General features: G+C 60.7%; 18 protein-coding genes. 10 read left to right on the plus strand and 8 right to left on the minus strand.

Going from position 1 to position 18,104, the window contains the following annotated elements; all coding sequences use genetic code 11:
- Positions 1–12: 12 nt before the first annotated feature.
- The 7 genes from BMX67_RS04060 to BMX67_RS04090 all read right to left on the minus strand — a co-directional run bounded on the left by BMX67_RS04060 (position 13) and on the right by BMX67_RS04090 (position 7,266).
- Positions 13–903 (minus strand): ParB/RepB/Spo0J family partition protein, encoded by an 891-nt coding sequence (locus tag BMX67_RS04060; RefSeq protein ID WP_090732687.1) that lies wholly within the window; start codon positions 901–903, stop codon positions 13–15.
- Positions 903–1,688, minus strand: a complete 786-nt coding sequence (locus tag BMX67_RS04065) for a ParA family protein (protein ID WP_090732689.1) — start codon at positions 1,686–1,688, stop codon at positions 903–905. The genes BMX67_RS04060 and BMX67_RS04065 overlap by 1 nt, the downstream gene beginning before the upstream one ends.
- Entirely contained in the window at positions 1,681–2,277 is a 597-nt protein-coding gene (gene rsmG / locus BMX67_RS04070) for a 16S rRNA (guanine(527)-N(7))-methyltransferase RsmG (RefSeq protein WP_342707895.1), read from the minus strand. Before rsmG ends, BMX67_RS04065 begins: the two co-directional genes overlap by 8 nt.
- The gene (mnmG, locus tag BMX67_RS04075; protein WP_090732693.1) at positions 2,274–4,133 is read right to left on the minus strand and encodes a tRNA uridine-5-carboxymethylaminomethyl(34) synthesis enzyme MnmG; all 1,860 of its coding nucleotides are present in this window, start codon (positions 4,131–4,133) and stop codon (positions 2,274–2,276) included. The genes rsmG and mnmG overlap by 4 nt, the downstream gene beginning before the upstream one ends.
- A gap of 12 nt (positions 4,134–4,145) precedes the next feature.
- Positions 4,146–5,411: a tRNA uridine-5-carboxymethylaminomethyl(34) synthesis GTPase MnmE gene (gene mnmE, locus BMX67_RS04080; protein WP_090732695.1), complete on the minus strand. Its 1,266-nt coding sequence runs from the start codon at positions 5,409–5,411 to the stop codon at positions 4,146–4,148.
- Positions 5,412–5,421: 10 nt separating this feature from the next.
- Complete coding sequence (rho, locus tag BMX67_RS04085; protein ID WP_090732696.1) at positions 5,422–6,693, minus strand: transcription termination factor Rho; 1,272 nt, start codon at positions 6,691–6,693, stop codon at positions 5,422–5,424.
- Between the two features lie 126 nt (positions 6,694–6,819).
- Entirely contained in the window at positions 6,820–7,266 is a 447-nt protein-coding gene (locus BMX67_RS04090) for a CopD family protein (protein WP_090732698.1), read from the minus strand.
- A 484-nt stretch (positions 7,267–7,750) separates the two neighbouring features.
- On the opposite strand from BMX67_RS04090, the gene BMX67_RS04095 reads away from it, so the two are divergent.
- The 4 genes from BMX67_RS04095 to BMX67_RS04110 all read left to right on the plus strand — a co-directional run bounded on the left by BMX67_RS04095 (position 7,751) and on the right by BMX67_RS04110 (position 10,816).
- On the plus strand, positions 7,751–8,605 hold the full coding sequence (locus BMX67_RS04095) for a shikimate dehydrogenase (protein WP_090732699.1): 855 nt from the start codon (positions 7,751–7,753) through the stop codon (positions 8,603–8,605).
- Positions 8,602–9,189, plus strand: a complete 588-nt coding sequence (gene coaE, locus BMX67_RS04100) for a dephospho-CoA kinase (protein ID WP_090732701.1) — start codon at positions 8,602–8,604, stop codon at positions 9,187–9,189. Before BMX67_RS04095 ends, coaE begins: the two co-directional genes overlap by 4 nt.
- Entirely contained in the window at positions 9,182–9,880 is a 699-nt protein-coding gene (gene dnaQ, locus BMX67_RS04105) for a DNA polymerase III subunit epsilon (RefSeq protein WP_090732703.1), read from the plus strand. Before coaE ends, dnaQ begins: the two co-directional genes overlap by 8 nt.
- A 63-nt stretch (positions 9,881–9,943) precedes the next feature.
- Positions 9,944–10,816, plus strand: coding sequence for a YihY/virulence factor BrkB family protein (locus BMX67_RS04110; protein WP_090732704.1), 873 nt, complete (start codon positions 9,944–9,946; stop codon positions 10,814–10,816).
- Between the two features lie 49 nt (positions 10,817–10,865).
- On the opposite strand, the gene BMX67_RS04115 is transcribed toward BMX67_RS04110, so the two are convergent.
- The gene (locus BMX67_RS04115) at positions 10,866–11,669 is read right to left on the minus strand and encodes a response regulator (RefSeq protein WP_090732707.1); all 804 of its coding nucleotides are present in this window, start codon (positions 11,667–11,669) and stop codon (positions 10,866–10,868) included.
- A 96-nt stretch (positions 11,670–11,765) separates the two neighbouring features.
- Between BMX67_RS04115 and BMX67_RS04120 the strand changes: the two genes are divergently transcribed.
- Genes BMX67_RS04120 through BMX67_RS04145 form a run of 6 tightly spaced genes read left to right on the plus strand, consistent with a single transcriptional unit; the run spans position 11,766 to position 18,102 of the window.
- Positions 11,766–11,912: a NepR family anti-sigma factor gene (locus tag BMX67_RS04120; RefSeq protein ID WP_090732709.1), complete on the plus strand. Its 147-nt coding sequence runs from the start codon at positions 11,766–11,768 to the stop codon at positions 11,910–11,912.
- Between the two features lie 3 nt (positions 11,913–11,915).
- The gene (locus BMX67_RS04125) at positions 11,916–12,512 is read left to right on the plus strand and encodes an RNA polymerase sigma factor (protein WP_090732710.1); all 597 of its coding nucleotides are present in this window, start codon (positions 11,916–11,918) and stop codon (positions 12,510–12,512) included.
- A gap of 20 nt (positions 12,513–12,532) precedes the next feature.
- On the plus strand, positions 12,533–14,326 hold the full coding sequence (locus BMX67_RS04130) for a sensor histidine kinase (protein ID WP_090732712.1): 1,794 nt from the start codon (positions 12,533–12,535) through the stop codon (positions 14,324–14,326).
- A gap of 46 nt (positions 14,327–14,372) precedes the next feature.
- A complete protein-coding gene (locus tag BMX67_RS04135) occupies positions 14,373–15,065 on the plus strand; it encodes a paraquat-inducible protein A (protein WP_090732714.1) in 693 nt (230 codons plus the stop codon).
- Complete coding sequence (locus BMX67_RS04140; RefSeq protein WP_090732716.1) at positions 15,062–15,724, plus strand: paraquat-inducible protein A; 663 nt, start codon at positions 15,062–15,064, stop codon at positions 15,722–15,724. Before BMX67_RS04135 ends, BMX67_RS04140 begins: the two co-directional genes overlap by 4 nt.
- 29 nt (positions 15,725–15,753) lie before the next feature.
- The gene (locus tag BMX67_RS04145) at positions 15,754–18,102 is read left to right on the plus strand and encodes a PqiB family protein (RefSeq protein ID WP_090732718.1); all 2,349 of its coding nucleotides are present in this window, start codon (positions 15,754–15,756) and stop codon (positions 18,100–18,102) included.
- The last annotated feature ends 2 nt before the right edge of the window (positions 18,103–18,104 follow it).

Consider the following 18,104-nt stretch of genomic DNA (forward strand, 5'->3'; position numbering starts at 1 on the left):
TCTTGTAATGGTTCAGCCCGAGCGTCCAAGAATTTGGCACAGCTGATCCAGCTGATCCAAGTCCTTGTATTTCACCGTCAGCTGACCACCACCACTTGTGGCTGAATGCTTGATCGCGACTTTCATGCGCAGGTGCACCGCAAGATCGGTTTCCAAGGCGCGGGTGTCGGCATCCTTGTCGGCGCCACGCTGCGACCGGGCCTGTCCGTTCTGCGGTTCCGACTGTTTGCGAACCAGATCCTCGGTTTCGCGTACCGACAGCCCCTTTTCGATAACCTTGCGGGCAAGCTGCGCGGGATTTTCAGCCGTGATCAGCGCCCGCGCGTGCCCCGCGCTAAGCTTACCGTCCTTGACAAAATCCTGCACGATCTCTGGCAGGTTCAACAGGCGCAGCAGGTTCGCGATATGGCTGCGGCTTTTGTTCAACGCCTCGGCCAGCCGTTCCTGAGTATGCCCGAAACGGTCCATCAACTGACGGAATGATGCGGCCTCTTCGATTGCGTTCAGATCCGCACGCTGAATATTCTCGATGATCGCGACTTCCAGAACCTCGGTATCGCTGAGATCTCGAACGATCACCGGCAGTTCGTGCAGCTGCGCCATCTGCGCGGCACGCCAGCGACGCTCGCCGGCTACGATCTGATACATCTCTGCGTCGCCCGGATGCGGGCGGACGATCAGCGGCTGAAGAACACCGCGGTTCTTCAACGACTCGGCCAGTTCCTGCAATGCCGCAGGTTCGAATTGCCGGCGCGGCTGATCAGGGTTGGCCATGATCTGCTCGATCGGGACCATCGTCCGGTCACGCGTCGGGGCGACACCGGGACCGGCAAGATCGACATCCGCCATCAGGGCCGAAAGCCCGCGACCCAGACCGCGCTTGGCAGCTTTTTGTTCGGACATCACGCGGCCTCCTCTGCCAGCTTCAATCTTGCGGCGAACTCTGCCGCGAATTGGCGATATGCCGCACTGCCTTTCGAACCCGGGTCATATTCCAACACCGGTTGGGCATGCGACGGCGCCTCGGACACGCGCACATTCCGCGGGATCACGGTGGGATAGACAAGATCGCCCAAGGTTGCGCGGGCGTCTGCTTCGACCTGCTGCGACAGGTTGTTGCGATAATCGGACATCGTCAACAGGATCCCATTGATGCGAAGTTCCGGGTTCGCGGTCTGCCGAACCTGCTTGACCGTCGACAAAAGCTGCGACAACCCTTCCAAGGCATAGAATTCGGCCTGAAGTGGGACCAGAACGCTATCGGCAGCCACCATCGCATTGACAGTCAGCAGGCCAAGTGCGGGCGGACAGTCGATCAGGATGATCGTACCGGGCAGCGCCTCGGACAACTTATTGCGCAGCAGCCGGGTCCGGTCCGGCATCTGAGACAGATCGACATCAGCAGAGGCCAGATCCGAGGTGGCGGGAACGATCAGAAGATTTTCGATATCGGTGGGTATGGCTGTACTTGCCAGCGTCTCAGACCCGGAAAGCAGATCGTAAACCGTCAGATCGCGCTGATCGGCCTCAATACCCAATCCAGTCGACGCATTTCCCTGGGGATCCAGATCCACCAAAATCGTCGGATGCCCGGCCTGTGCCAGCGCCGCACCCAAATTCACCGCAGTCGTCGTCTTGCCAACCCCACCCTTCTGGTTCGCAATCGCGACGATATAGTGGTTATTCATGCGTCACTCCGCTGATCTTCAAAATAGCCGCACCAGGCTGCGTCACGCTTTCATAGCTTTCGACATCAAATGCCCAAGCTTGTCGCGCTTCGTCAACCTCGTCCTGCCATCGCTGCCCCTTCATCAACCAAGCCTGCCCATTTGCGCCCAGATGACGCGTCAAATATGGCATGAGGCGAGGCAAAGGGGCAAGGGCGCGGGCGCTTAGATAGTCCGCATTTTGCCGCGTCGCCTGTTCAATTCTTGCCGTCAGGACTTGCGCATTTTTCAGATCAAGTTCGCGGATGGCGGTGCGAAGGAACGTCGATTTTCGCTGATCGCTTTCAATCAAAGTGATCAACAGATCCTGATCGGCCAGAGCGATAGCAAGCACGATACCCGGAAATCCCCCTCCACTTCCGATATCGACCCACGAACCCGATACCGCCGAAACCTGTGCGGCAAGCTGCAAACAGTCGTCGATATGACGCCCCTTCAAGTCATCAAGCGTCGACGGGGCCACCAGATTTATCCGGGGGTTCCACTTCCTGATCAGGTCTTGATAAGCGTCAAGCCTGGCCGTTGTTTCACGTGAAACATGCATTCTCATGCGCGACGCCGTTTCGCCCCCCGGGAAATCGCGACCAGCAGTGTCAAGGCTGCTGGCGTCATCCCTTCAATCCGCGCGGCCGCGGCGAGGTTCCGAGGCCTTGCCGCATCAAGTTTGGAACGCAACTCGCCAGACAAGCCTTCAATGGCAAGAAAATCCAAATCAGCCGGCAACGAGATCTCTTCATCACCCTGGATCGCAGCTGCATCCCGCGATTGACGATCGGCGTATTGGGCGTAAAGTGCGTCATTTTTGACCTGCTGAAGCGTTTCTGCTGACAGCTCCGCCAGGAACGGTGCCACAAGAAACAGATCCTCAGCCGCGATGTCGGAGACGCCCAACAGAGTGAAAACAGAGCGGCGAACGCCATCCTGCCGGGTCTGAAAACCCTGTTTCGATAGCTCATTTGGGGAGAATGTAACCTCTTTGGCCCGGACGACCGCAGACCGATACGCAGCCTGCCGAGCCTCATAGCTTATTCTCCGTATTTCCCCGACGCAACCAAGTTCGATGCCAAACGGTGTCAGGCGCTGATCCGCGTTATCGGCCCGCAATGTCAAACGAAACTCGGCGCGCGATGTGAACATCCGGTAGGGCTCGGTCACGCCACGCGATGTCAGATCATCGACCATGACGCCGATATAGCTGTTAGTACGGCTGAAAACAGCGCGATCCCGCCCTTGGACTTGCAACGCTGCGTTGAGCCCTGCGACCAAGCCCTGCGCTGCGGCCTCTTCATAGCCGGTCGTGCCATTGATCTGACCCGCGAGGTAAAGGCCAGAGACAGATTTCACCTGCAACGTCTCGGTCAGCGCCCGAGGGTCGATATAGTCATACTCGACGGCATATCCGGGTTGCAAAATAACCGCATTTTCAAGGCCATGTATCGACCGAACATAGGCCTCTTGGACATCGGCTGGCAGCGAGGTCGAGATGCCATTGGGATACACGGTATCGTCCGCCAGCCCCTCCGGCTCCAAGAAGATCTGATGCGCGGTCTTATCCGCGAAGCGAACAACCTTATCTTCGATCGAAGGGCAATACCTGGGACCGCGCCCGGATATGTGACCGCCATACATTGCGGACCGCTCAATGTTATCGCGTATAATTGCGTGCGTCTGTTCGTTTGTATGCGTTATCCCGCAGGAGATCTGCTTCTGTGCCGGTGTATTATTCACATAAGAGAACATGACCGGATCAGCGTCTGCGGGTTGCGCCTCCAGTATTTCCCAATTGATGGTCTTTCCGTCAAGACGCGGCGGCGTCCCGGTTTTCAAACGACCAATCGGAAGATCAAATTGCAACAAAGACGCGGCCAGTTCATTGGATGCACTGTCGCCCCAACGACCTGCGGCACGCGACACGTCGCCGATATGGATAACGCCGTTGAGAAAGGTGCCGGTTGTCAAAACAACGGCGTCAGCTGTCAACGCGCCGCTGGCCTTAAGTTCAACGCCGGTCATCACACTATCATCGTTGGAGAGGCGGATAACCTCATCGAAGAACAATTCTAGGTTCTGGATCTCTCGCAGATACCGGTTTGCTGTCTTTCGATAGATCGCGCGGTCCATCTGGGCGCGTGGTCCCTGAACCGCGGGGCCTTTACGACGGTTCAACAGTCGGAACTGAATTCCCGCCTGATCAGCGATGCGCCCCATCAAACCGTCCATTGCGTCAACTTCACGCACCAGATGGCCCTTACCAAGGCCGCCTATCGCCGGATTACAGGACAACGTGCCGATATCAGCTTCCTGCATAGTAACAAGCGCCGTTCTGGCACCCATACGCGCACTGGCGGCAGCAGCTTCGACGCCGGCATGCCCGCCCCCGATCACGATGACATCGAAATGTTTCACGTGAAACACCCTCTATTTTCCAATGCAGAACGAGCTGAAGATGACATCTAGATACTCTTCCGCACCGATTCTGCCAAGCAGGCGATCCAAGGATACGGCCGCTTGGCGTATCTGCTCGGCCAAAAGTTCTGGCGGAAGGTCCTCCAAACCAACAAGGGCCTGACGCGCATCAACAAGCGCGTTCAACTGTCGTTCGTGGCTAGTAACACCCGCCCCAGATATCCGATCGGACAGACGGTCGAAAATCTCGGCCAGCAACTGATCGATGCCTTGGCCGGTCACCGATGAAATCGCCAATCCCTTACCCTCGGCCGCTTGATCAGCTTTGCCGCGGATGATCAGATCGCCGTCAATAAAACTATCTTGGTAGATTGACCCATCATCCGAAAGATGCAGCCGAAGATCTGCCGCCAAGGCGCGCTGTTTCGCACGTTCAACGCCCAGCTGCTCTACCACATCACCGGTATCGCGCAATCCTGCTGTATCCAGCAAGGTGACCGCCAATCCCTTCAGATCCAGGCGCAACTCGATGATATCGCGTGTCGTGCCGGCGATTTCCGACACCAGCGCGACATCCCTTTTCGCTATACGATTGATAAGACTTGATTTACCGGCATTCGGCGGGCCGATCACGGCCACTTCGAACCCTTTTCGGATCCGTTCGGCCGCCGGAAAGCCGCCAATCTCTTGATCAAGGCCCTCAACCAGTTGATTCAGAAGGACAAAGACTTCATCCGGCACATCATCCGGTACCTCTTCATCCGCGAAATCGACACTGGATTCCACCAAGGCGCCAGCCCGGATCAGCAACGCGCGCCACTCTTCCGTCTTGCGTGCCAATTCGCCACCGGCCGAGCGGATGGCCAGTTGCCGCTGCGCCTCTGTCTCGGCGTCCAGAAGATCACCCAGACCCTCTATCTCGGCCAGGTCCATGCGTCCGTTCAGGAACGCCCTTCGGGTAAACTCGCCGGCCTCGGCGGCCCGCAGGCCCCTGCCCCGCAGAAGCTCTGCCACACGACGCACGATCACCGGCGCGCCATGCAGATGCAGCTCGGCGACCTCTTCACCGGTAAAGCTTTCACCCGCAGCGAACCAGATCACCAATGCCTGGTCCAGAACCTCGTCACCATCGCGTAGCGAACGCAGATAGGTCTGGCGCGGACTTGGCAACGGACCTGCCATCATTTCCGCAGCCGCACGCGCCCCGGATCCACTGATCCGGACGACGGAAACGCCACCCCGCCCCGGCGGAGTGGCTTCTGCAAAAATCAGGTCCATCGCAGCCCCGTCAGGCGTTCATTGAATCGAAGAACTCGGAATTGGTTTTGGTCTGTTTCAGCTTCGAGATCAGGAACTCGATCGCGTCGGTGGTACCCATCGGGTTCAGGATCCGGCGCAGCAGATAGGTCTTTTGCAGATCCTTCGCCTCGACCAGAAGATCCTCTTTCCGGGTGCCGGATTTCAGGATGTCCATGGCCGGGAAGACGCGCTTGTCGGCCACCTTGCGGTCCAGGACGATCTCGCTGTTACCGGTGCCCTTGAATTCCTCGAAGATCACCTCGTCCATACGCGAACCGGTGTCGATCAGCGCGGTTGCGATGATCGTCAGCGAACCACCCTCTTCGATGTTCCGTGCCGCACCAAAGAAGCGCTTGGGCCGCTGCAGCGCATTCGCATCGACACCGCCCGTCAGAACCTTGCCCGAGCTGGGCACGGTCGTGTTATAGGCGCGGCCAAGTCTTGTGATCGAATCCAGCAAGATCACAACATCTCGTTTATGCTCGACCAGTCGTTTGGCTTTTTCGATCACCATTTCGCTGACCGCGACGTGACGGCTGGCAGGTTCGTCGAAGGTCGAGGAAATTACCTCGCCTTTCACCGAACGCTGCATGTCGGTCACTTCCTCCGGGCGTTCGTCGATCAGAAGGACGATCAGATAGCATTCCGGGTGATTCCGGGCGATCGAATGCGCGATATTCTGCAGCAGAACGGTTTTACCCGTGCGCGGCGGCGCCACGATCAACGAACGCTGCCCCTTGCCGATCGGCGCGACCAGATCGATGATCCGTGCGCTGCGATCTTTGATCGTTGGATCCTCGATCTCCATGTTCAGGCGATCATTGGGATAAAGCGGGGTCAGGTTGTCGAACGCGACCTTGTGGCGGGCCTTGTCAGGGTCTTCGAAATTGATCCGCTCGACCTTGGTCAAGGCGAAATAACGTTCGTTTTCCCCAGGTGCGCGGATGACACCCTCGACCGTGTCGCCGGTGCGCAGCGCGTGCTGACGGATCATGTCCGGGCTGACATAGATGTCGTCGGGACCGGGCAGATAGTTCGCCTCGGTCGAGCGCAGAAAGCCGAAACCGTCCTGGACAACCTCAAGAACGCCCTCGCCGCCGATATCCCAGCCCTCTTCGGCATGCTCTTTCAGGATCGAGAACATCATCTCGCCCTTGCGCATGGTCGATGCGTTCTCGACTTCCCATTCCTCGGCCATGGATAGCAGATCGGCGGGACTTTTTGCCTTCAGATCGGAAAGATTGAGGCGTTCTTCGCTCATTTCATCACCTTCCGCATGGCAAAAGCACAGGAATTGCCGACGCGTTCTATGTCATGGAGAATCCCGCACCGGACGGCCGGGTTTGCCGCGAAATAAGCGCGACAGAGCGACGAGTCAATCTTTTCGTCAGAATTTCACGATCACCGACGCCACGATGACGACCATCAGAAGGGTCGGAATCTCGTTCATCAAACGGTATTTTTTGCCCGAAAGCGCAACTTCGTCGCCCAGACGACGCGTTTCCGCGGCGCACCAGTGGTGGAATCCTGTCATCGCAATCACCGAAATCGCCTTGGTCCAGGGCCAGATCATCGTCCAATCAACGATTCCCGGTGTCAGAACCAGGCAGATTCCACTGATCCAGGTCGCAATCATCGCCGGTTTCATGATCAGACGCAGCAATTTGTCTTCCATGACGACGAAACTGCCCTTCGGCTCGGCCGAATCCATGCCGCGTTCGGCGTGATAGACGAACAATCTGGGCAGATAGAACAATCCTGCCATCCACGAGATGACGGCCATCACGTGAAACGCTTTCACGTAGGGAAAAAATTCTAGCAGCAGGTCGATCATGCGGATCGTTCTGCCCGCTCCCTATCCAAATAAAAAGAGAGAAAGAAAAGGATGATGTTGTAGTAGGCCCTGAGGATAAGGGGATGACCGGGTTCGACACAGGCTCATCCTCAGAATCAAGGCCTGTGGATAAAGCTGTGATTACCTCATCGCAGATCCCTTTCCGGCAATGAATCCAATCAGATCACATGTGGATAAGTTCGGGGATCAAATTGGTCGACCAAACTTATCCCCAAAACTGCGCAGTTCAGGTCGAAACTTATCCACCTGTGGGTAGATTGCGGGCGTTCGGACTCTGTTCTGTGATGGAATCACCCCCGATTTTGCAAAGTGATGATTCGCAAACATGATTCCCGGACTCTTACCCACGGATTCTGTCCACAGGCCTTCCGGGGCTGTCTTGCATTCTATGCGAAAGGGACTTTTTTCCGCGCGGCTTGGGCCCTACTCTGCCCGCCACAGGAACAAACTTGCCGTGACCCCGATGTCTGACGACCTGCCGCAGGAACAGATTACGCATGCGCCCCTTGCGGGGGTGATCGGGATGCCGATTGCGCATTCCCGTTCGCCGCGCCTGCATGGCCATTGGTTGCGCCGCTATGGCATCAACGGCCACTACATTCCCCTGCCCGTCATGCCCGAACATCTGGCCGAGGTGCTGCGCAGCCTGCCCCGCGCGGGTTTCGTCGGGGTGAATGTCACCATTCCTCATAAAGAGGCGGCATTGACGCTGGCAGATGTGGTGACCGACCGTGCGGCGCTGATCGGGGCGGCGAATACGCTGATCTTCCGCCCCGACGGCAAGATCCATGCCGACAATACCGACGGCTATGGCTTTATCGCCAATCTGCGCCAGCATGCGCCGGACTGGGTGCCGGCCTGGGGACCAGCGGCGGTGATCGGTGCGGGCGGTGCCGCGCGGGCGGTCGTGGCCTCGTTGCTGGATAGTGGCGTGACGGAAATCCGCATCACCAACCGCACGCGGGTCCGTTCCGAACAGATCCGGGCCGAATTCGGTGCCCGTGTCGTCGTCTATGACTGGGCCCAGGCGGGGAACATGCTGGAAGGCGCCGGAACGGTCGTGAATGCGACCGCGCTTGGGATGACCGGGAAACAGCCGCTGCGCGTCCCGCTGGACGCGCTGTCGCCCGACGCGTTGGTCACCGATCTGGTTTATACGCCGCTGAAAACCCCTTTCCTTGCCGAGGCAGAGGCGCGGGGGTGCCAGATCGTCGACGGTCTTGGGATGCTGCTGCATCAGGCCGCACCCGGTTTTGAACGCTGGTTCGGTCAGCGCCCCGAGGTTGACGACGAAGTCCGGCGGGTCGTTCTGGAATGAGCTACAAACTGGGCCTGACCGGCAGCATCGGCATGGGCAAGACGACCACCGCGCAGATGTTTCGCGACATGGGCTGTCCCGTCTGGGACGCGGATGAGGCCGTGCATCGGCTGTATTCGGCGGGCGGTGCGGCCGTCGCGCCGGTCGCGCGGGCCTTCCCAACGGCAATTGCCGCCGATGCGGTGGACCGGACCGCGCTGAAACACCTTCTGGCCGATGATCCCGCCGCATTGTCGCGGCTTGAGGCGATCGTTCATCCGCTGGTGGCCGCCGACCGTGCCGAATTTCTGGCCCGGCATGCTGCCGATCCGGTCGTCATTCTGGATATTCCATTGCTGTTCGAGGCTGGCTATCGCGACCAGATGGACGGCGTCGCCGTGGTGTCCACCGATGCGGACACCCAACGCGCCCGCGTCCTGGCCCGTGGCGGCATGACCCCCGATACCCTGCAGATGATCCTGTCGCGGCAGATGCCGGATGCCGACAAGCGCGCCCGCGCCGATTGGATCATCCCGACCGATACGTTGGACGGTGCCCGCGCTGCGGTGCGGCAGATTCTGGACAAGGTGAAAACCGATGCGTGAAATCGTTCTCGATACCGAAACCACCGGCTTTGACGCGGAAAAAGATGACAGGATCGTCGAAATCGGCGCGGTCGAGCTGTTGAATCATTTGCCGACGGGCCGGACCTTCCACGTCTATATCAATCCCGAACGCAGCATGCCCAACGAGGCGTTCGAGGTGCATGGTCTGGGCGATGACTTTCTGCGCGACAAACCGAAATTTGCCGAGATCGCGCAGGATTTTCTGGATTTCGTGGCCGATGACGCAAAGCTGGTGATCCACAACGCGGCCTTCGACATGAAATTCCTGAATGCCGAACTGCGCCGCGCCGGGCATCCGACCCTGCCCTGGACGCGGGCGCTGGATACGCTGGCGATTGCGCGGGAACGGTTCCCCGGCTCGCCGGCCTCGCTGGATGCGCTGTGTCGTCGCTTTGGGGTCGACAACTCGAACCGGGAACTGCACGGCGCGCTTCTGGACAGCGAGATTCTGGCCGAAGTGTATCTGGAGCTGATCGGCGGCCGCCAGCCGGATCTGGTTCTGGACCGTCCCGGTCAGGAACAGGATGTGGCCGCCACCGACCGCAGCACCGTGCGCCGCGCCCCGCGCCCGACGCCCCTGCCGCCGCGGCTGACCGACCAGGAAGCCACCGCCCATCGGGATTTCATCGCCAAGCTGGGCGATGGGGCGGTCTGGGCGCGCTATCAGTAACATCCCCTTGTTGCCTCGGCAGGTTTCCCGCGTAAGCTTGGGTCAACCAATGCGCGGGGCCTGATGCTGAGTTTTCTACGCGATTTCTGGTCGTTCTGGCAGGCGGTCTTCGAACGGATGGACAAGATCCACATGGGTCTGATCGCGGCGGGCGTGGCCTTCTATGCGATGTTCGCGGTTTTTCCCGGCCTTGCAGCCATTCTGGCCCTGTGGAGCCTGTGGTTCGATCCGAATGTCATCATGGCCTATGTCGATGTCGCGCACGAATTCCTGCCCGATGGCGCGGCCGAGATCATCGATCAGCAGGTCATGTCGCTGACGGCCAGCGGGCGGACTTCGATCGGGTGGACCTCGTTTCTGTCCTTCATGATCGCGACCATCGCCGCCCGCGCCGGGGTCGATGCATTGGTGCGCGGGCTGAACGCCGCCTATGGGGTCCGGGCGCATTCGACGATTTTCGGCTTTCTTCTGGCCTATCTTCTGACGCTGGCGATCATGGGCATTTCGCTGGCTGGGCTGGCGACCATCGTCGTGGTGCCGGTGATCCTGAATTTCATGGTCTTTGCACCGTTTCGGACCACGCTGGTCACCGCGCTGCCCTGGGCCGGGATGTTCGTCATCGTCATTCTGGGGATCGGGATCCTGTATCGCTATGGTCCGAATGTGAAGGCACCGCGCACGCCGATCTTCACCTGGGGCGGCCTGTTCGCGGCGCTGCTTTGGGCTGCGGCCTCGGTCGCGTTTTCCGCCTATCTGGGCAGCTTCAACAGCTATAACCGCATCTATGGGTCCATCGGGACGGTGGTCGCATTGCTGATGTGGTTCTATCTGGCCGGGTTTTCAGTGATGCTGGGGGCGTTGATGAATGTCGAACTGGCGCGCCGACGCCGTATCCGCGCGGTGCGCGAGGCCCGCGAAGCCGTGGCCCGGACATGAAAAGGGGCGCCACAAGGCGCCCCGCGAAGTTCCGGCTTGTCAGAAAGGCTTACGCCTCAAGCCCTTCGGTCGAGGCAAAGAACATGGCCTGACTGACCGCCGAACGAACCTGTTCTTCGCTATAGGGCTTCGAGATCAGGAAGGCGGGTTCCGGGCGATCGCCGGTCAGCAGCCGTTCCGGGAAGGCGGTGATGAAGATCACCGGGATATCGCCCATATCGGCCAGCAATTCATTGACCGCGTCGATCCCCGAGGATCCGTCGGCCAGCTGGATATCGGCCAGGATCAGGTCGGGGCGCTGTTTGCCGGCCAGCTCGACCGCCGCGCTGTGGGTGCGTGCGATGCCGGTGACGCTGTGGCCCATCGCCTGAACGATGCCTTTCAGGTCCATCGCGATGATGGTCTCATCCTCGATCACCATGGCCTTGCCGCTGATCGCGTTGCTCATTTCGGTCATCGCGATGGTGACAAGTTCCTCGGCTTCGGTCTGGTCGATCTGCATGACGCGACCGATCTGGTCAAAGCGCAGCTCCTCGATCGTGCGCAGCAACAGGGCTTCGCGCGAATTCGGGGTCAGATTGCGCAGGTGATCCTGTGCACGCTGTTCGCGGGTGCTGAGTTCGCTGTCCTCGACCGGCTGACCCGAGCTTTGCCAGATGGCATGGAACGCCCGGAACAGGGCGATGCGGACATCGTCCTCGCCGTCAAGAATGGAACGGTCGGAAAGAATGGCTTCCAGAGTCGCGGCGGCGTAGTTGTCGCCGGCGGTCTGGCTGCCGGTCAGGGCACGTGCATAGCGACGCAGAAACGGAAGTTCGCGTCCGATCGCCTGTGCTAGATCTGCAGAAGACATGACAGTAGTCCTTGAATTTCGCATATTGCGCGGAACTTTGTCCTTCACCTACAGGTTAGGCAAGGTGCGCACAAGTTTTCCGAGGCTAACAAAAGTATGACCCCAAAGAGAGATAGCCAGCGAAGTGACGCGATTCAAAGGCAGATCGACGAAAACCTTCGCCGCGTGTACGAGCAGGACAAGCAGGAAGAAATTCCCGAACGCTTTCTCAGTTTGCTGGAAAAACTGCGAGAGCAGGAGTGATTCATGGCTGATGCCAACAAGCGGAACAGTGACCGCAATCCTGCTTCGGCGGGCGACCCGCGTGACGAACTGGTCACGCATCTGACGGCTCTTCGGGCCTTTGCCCTGTCCCTGACCCGCGAGGGTGCGGCGGCAGACGATCTGGTTCAGGATACCATCGTCAAGGCCTGGACGAACATGGACAAGTTTCAGGCAGGCACCAACCTGCGTGCATGGCTGTTCACCATCCTTCGCAACACCTTCTATTCCGCCCGTCGCAAGACCAAGCGCGAGGTCAGCGATACCGACGGCATCCACGCCGCGCGTCAGGCGACCCGCCCGGAACATGACGGCCGCCTTGCGCTGAAGGATTTTCGTGCGGCGTTCGAACAATTGCCCGATGAACAGCGCGAGGCGCTGATCCTTGTGGGCGCGTCGGGCTTTTCCTACGAAGAGGCTGCGGACATGACCGGCGTTGCCATCGGAACCGTCAAGTCGCGCGCCAATCGCGGGCGTCGCAAGCTGGCGGAACTGCTGCATATGGCCGAAGATGAAGAGCTGGACATGACGGATCAGGCAACCCTGGCGGTCATGGCGGCAAATCAACCCGTAAGGCGCTGACGCGCAGACGGAGACTTGGTGTGCTACGACGGCTGGGCGAACGTTTGGGTTTTACACGGCGGCTGGGCTTTCGTCTGGGGGCCCTGCTGTCCGTTGCCATTCTGCCGATCGGCCTGATCTCGCTGGTTCAGAACCTGCATCTGTCGCGCGAGGCGATGCGCGGCGCCGATATCGCGATCCTCGGGCGGACAGCCTCGGCCGCCGCGGGGGAACGCGCCCTGTTGCAAAGCGCGCTGGGATCGGCCGATGCGCTGGGGCCCGCGGTTCTCAGCGCGATGGACGATCCGGCGCAATGCGCCAGCCTGATGCGCAATTTCATCGAACGCAGCGCAACCTATGTCTATGCGGGCTTTGTGCCCCTGAGTGGTCTAAGCACCTGCAATTCCAACGAAAATGTCGGTGCCACCGCGGATATGCGGGACTCGTCGGCATTTCAGACATTCGTCGAGACGCCCGGAACGATGGTGCGGTCGATCGACCGTGGGGTGGTCAGCGGCCGTTCCGTCGTTCTGGTGATGCAGCCGCTTTATCGCGACCGGCAGCTTTTGGGCTATATCGGGCTATCGCTGACGCATGAGCTGTTGCGATCGACCCACGCGATCAATTTCGGGACCGATGGCGCACGCATCGTGACCTTCAACCATCACGGCGATCTGCTGACCTCGGACAGCGATCCCGAAGATCCGATGGCGGATCTGCCGCGCGATACCGAACTGGTCAGTCTGCTGTCGCGCACCGAAACCACCTTCCGCAGCCTGTCCAATGCCGGTGAGATGCGCGTCTTTACCGTTGTGCCGGTGGTGCCGGGTCTGGTCTATGCGCTTGGCAGCTGGTCGCCGACCATCGCCGGCATCGGCCTGTTCGAACTGTCCCGATTTGGCGCGATCCTGTTTCCCATCGCCCTGTGGCTGGTGTCGCTGGCGGTGGCCTATTTCGCGGTCTTTCGGCTGGTTCTGCGCCATATCGGTGAATTGCGCGGACAGATGCGCCGCTTTGCCATTGGCGACCGGACGGCCCCGCCACCGGTTCTGAAGGATGCGCCGACCGAAATCGCCGATGTCAGCCAGACCTTTCACAACATGGCCCGCATCCTGATCCGCGACGAAGAGGCGATGGAGGCGGCCGTTCAGGAAAAGACCGTGTTGCTGAAAGAGGTCCACCACAGGGTGAAGAACAACCTTCAGCTGATCGCCTCGATCATCAACATGCAAAGCCGCATGATCGACGATGACGATGCCAAGCAGGTCCTGCGTTCGGTTCAGGACCGGGTGGCCGCGCTGGCGACGATCTATCGCAATCTGTATCAGGCCGAACATCTTGACGCGGTCGAGGCCGGACGCCTGATCGAGGATATCATCAACCAGATGGCCCGCGCAGCACTTGGCGGTTCGGCCCCGATCCGCATCGACACGCGGCTTAGCCAGATGACCCTGCTGCCCGATCAGGCTGTGCCGCTGTCCCTGCTGGCGACCGAAGCGTTCACCAATGCGCTGAAATATGCGGGCAAGGGGCCGGATGATGCCGCGCCGTGGATCCGCATCACGCTGAAGGAAACCGAACCGGGGCAGGGGCTGCTGGAAATCGTCAACTCGGTCGGCAGTCGGGTCGATGCCTCGCAAGAGGGAACCGGATTGGGCAGCCAGCTGATCGATGCCTTCTCGATCCAGCTTGAGGGCGAGGTCGAACTGGGCGTTCAGGACAACATGTTCCATATGCGCCTGCCGTTCCGCATCCAGAAACCCACGGGCAGTTCGTCGAACATGCCGCGAAATGTGGTTTTGACGTCAGCCGCCCGCGACGGCGCGCGGCATTGAGCCAACATGAGGTTGCGTCCGCCCTGCGGTCGCCTATCTTGAATATATGTTGAAGCAAGGCACCTTCGATCTGAAGACCGGCGCGGGGCTTATCGCCTGTCCGCGCTGCGACGCGCTGCATGTCGAAGAGGAATTGCAGGACGGCGAAACCGCCCGCTGCATTCGTTGTGAAACCGTTCTGGCCAGCCCGCGTGGCGGTGCCTTCGTGCGGCTGATCGCACTGTCCTTCACCACGATGGTGCTGATGATGGGCGCGATCTTCTTTCCTTTTCTGGAAATTTCGCGGATGGGTTTCGGAAATGCGACCTCGCTGTTCGGCGTGGTTCTGGCTTTTGCCGACGGGGTTCTGCTGCCGCTGGTGCTGTTGATGCTGGTGGTGGTGGCGGGCCTTCCGGTGCTGCGGGCCTTCCTGATGGTCTATGTGCTGGTGCCGCTGGCGCAGGGCAGGGCGCCCTACAGCCATGCCGCGCGGGCGTTTCGCTGGTCTGAAACCCTGCGGCCCTGGTCCATGGCCGAGATTTTCATCATCGGCACCGCCGTCGCATTGGTAAAGGTCGCGGGCCTGGCCTCGGTCCATCTGGGCCCGGCCTTCTGGGCCTTTTGCGGGCTTATCCTTGTCAATGTCGCCTCGCGCAGCTTCATGTGCCAGACGACGATCTGGGATGCGATCGAGGATAGCGGCCTTGCCACCGACGGCCGCGAACTGGTCGATCCGAACGCACAGGCAAGCCGGACATGAGCGATCAGCCCCAGGAACACAGCGGTCCGGTGATGACCGCCCATCACGCGGGTCTGGTCGGCTGCCGCAGCTGCGGTCGCGTCTGGCCGCAGGCGCAGCCGCGCTGCGACCGCTGCGGCGAACATCTTGCGCCCCCGGACCGCCGCTGCCTGCAACGCGTCTGGGCGTGGTGGTGCGCCGGGCTGATCATGTATATCCCGGCCAATGTCTTTCCGATGATGCGCACGCAGACCCTTGCCGGGCTGCATGGCAGTTCCGAGGCGACCATCGTCGAGGGCGTGGTCGAGTTGATCCATTACGGCAATTACGACATCGCCGCGATCGTGTTCATCGCCTCGGTCGTGGTGCCGATGGCGAAATTCATCGCGATCGCGTGGCTAGCGCTTGCTGCCGGGCGTCCGGCCACTGCCGATCAGGCGCATACCCGGCTGAAGATCTACGAGGTCGTCGAATTCATCGGGCGTTGGTCGATGATCGACGTCTTTGTCGTGGCGATCCTGTCGGCGCTTGTGCAGCTGGGCTTTGTCGCCTCGATCCATCCGGGGCCGGCGGCGGTGTCCTTCGCGCTGTCGGTTGCCTTCACGATGCTGTCCGCGCAAAGCTTTGATCCAAGGCTGATCTGGCGCGGATTGCCCTTGCGACACAACAACGAGACCTGAAAACATCGGGTCAGGGACAGATATAACACATGACCGATAACAGCACTTCGCTCAAGCCTGCCAGCCCGGTACGCAAGACAGCGGCCCGCGCGGCGCGGGCCGGGGTGAATGTCGTCTGGCTGGTGCCGATCCTTGCGCTGGTCGTGACGCTTGGGGTGGCGTGGAATTCCTTCGCCGAGAGGGGCAAGGTGATCGAGGTCGAATTTGCCGACGCCACCGGCATTTCGCCGGGTGAAACCGCGCTGCGTTTTCGCGAGATCACCGTGGGTCAGGTCGAGGCCGTCCGTTTTACCAGCGATCTGTCGCGGGTCGTGGTCGAGATCCGGGTGGACAAGGATGTCGCCAAATATATCGACAGCGACGCGCAGTTCTGGATCGTCCGTCCGCAGGTCAGCGCGCAGGGCGTGACCCGTCTGGACACGGTGCTGACCGGCTCGTTCATCGAGGGGTACTGGGATGCCGAGGTCAAGGATGACGCGACGCAGTTTGCCGGGCTGGAACGCCCGCCACTGATCCGCGAGGACGCGAAAGGCAGCTGGGTCCGCCTGACCATGCAAGAGGCCGAGGGCATCAGCCCCGGCGCGCCGGTCATGTTCCACGGCGTTCAGGTCGGTCGGTTGGAAAACCTGCGCCTGTCGGATGAGGATGACGGCGTGGTCGTCGACGCCTTCATCGAGGCGCCGCATGATCAGCGCCTGACCACCGCGACCGTGTTCTGGGACACGTCGGGTTTTTCGGTCTCGCTGGGGGCGCGGGGCGTGTCGCTGAACGTCAACTCGCTGTCGTCGCTGTTGCAGGGGGGCGTGTCCTTTGACACCTTCGTGTCGGGTGGCGATCCGATCCAGCGTGGCCAGACCTTCGTTCTGCAACCCGATGAGGATACCGCCCGCGCCAATGTCTTTGTGAATGACCGTCAGGGTCAGTTGCAGCTGTCGATGACGCTGGACGGTGCGGTGCAGGGTCTGGAAAAGGGTGCCGAGGTTCTGTTCAAGGGCGTTCGCGTCGGCAATGTCTCGTCCCTGAAATCGGCCATCGATCCCGATGGCGACGGGGCCGAGGTCCGGCAGACCGTCACGCTGGACATCTCGCCCCTGAAACTGGGTCTGGATCTGGACGCCAGCCCCGATGAGGCGCTGGACTTCCTGCAGGAGCAGGTCGAAGCCGGGCTGCGCGCCCGCGTGACCAGCAGCGGCCTGTTCGGCACCACACTGATGGTCGAACTGGTCGATATCCCGGATGCCGAACCCGCCCGCATCGATACCGAGGCGACACCGCTTCCGCGGATCCCCAGCGTCGATGCCGAATTGTCCGATTTCAGCCAGACCGCCGAAGGGCTGCTGACGCGGGTGGGCAACCTGCCCATCGAAGAGGTGCTGAAATCCGCGACCGACATGATGGACAGCGTGACCGCGCTGGCCACATCGCAGGATACCCGCGCCATTCCGCAGGATCTGCGGGCCGCCATTGAGGATGCGCAGGTCACCCTGTCCGACATTCGCGGCATGGTCGGCGAATTCCGCGACAGCGGCGCGGCCGACAACGCCGGTGAGGCGCTTGGCACCGCCCGCGAGGTTGCCGACAAGCTGAACGCCGCGCTGGAAAACCTGCCGGCGATCATGCAGTCGATCCAGAAGGCCTCGACCTCGGTCGAGGATGTCGATTTCGCCTCGATCGGGGCGCAGATCGACGCGACCTTGCAGGATGTCCGCGACATCGTCAGCACGCCCGAGGCCGAGGCGCTGCCCGAAAAGGTCGCGACGCTGGTCGAGACGCTGAACAGCACCGCCGCCCAGATCGACACGCTTGCCAGCGAGATCCAGGCATCGGGCGCCGGTCAGAACCTGGGCCGGATGGTCGACGAGGCCACCTCGGCCTTCCGGTCGGTTCAGGATGCTGCCGCCGATGTGCCCGAAATGGTCGATCAGATCGATGCCGCCGCTGCCGAAGTCGAACAGTTCGATTTCGCCGCGATCAGCACCCAGGTCGAAGGTATCCTGGCCGATCTGCGCGCCATGCTGGGCAGTGAAGATGCCGAGCAGTTGCCGCGCAACCTGTCGAACACGCTGGAGGCGGCCTCGGGGCTGCTGAACGATCTGCGTGACGGCAATGCCGCCGGCAGCCTGAACAATGCGCTGGATTCGGCCAGCGTCGCCGCCGACGAGGTCGCGAAATCGGTGCAGCAATTGCCCGCGCTGATCCAGCGCCTGCAAGCCACCGCCGCGCGTGCCGATGCGGTCATGGCCGCCTATGGCGATCGGTCGGCCTTCAACAATGAAACGATCAACATGCTGCGCGAATTGCGGCGTGCGACCGAAAGCTTCGGGTCACTGGCCCGGATGATCGAACGCAATCCACGCGCCTTTATCTTGGGACGGTAAGA

Origin of the sequence: Paracoccus homiensis, from assembly GCF_900111675.1 — a bacterium.
Classification (GTDB): Bacteria; Pseudomonadota; Alphaproteobacteria; order Rhodobacterales; family Rhodobacteraceae; genus Paracoccus; species Paracoccus homiensis.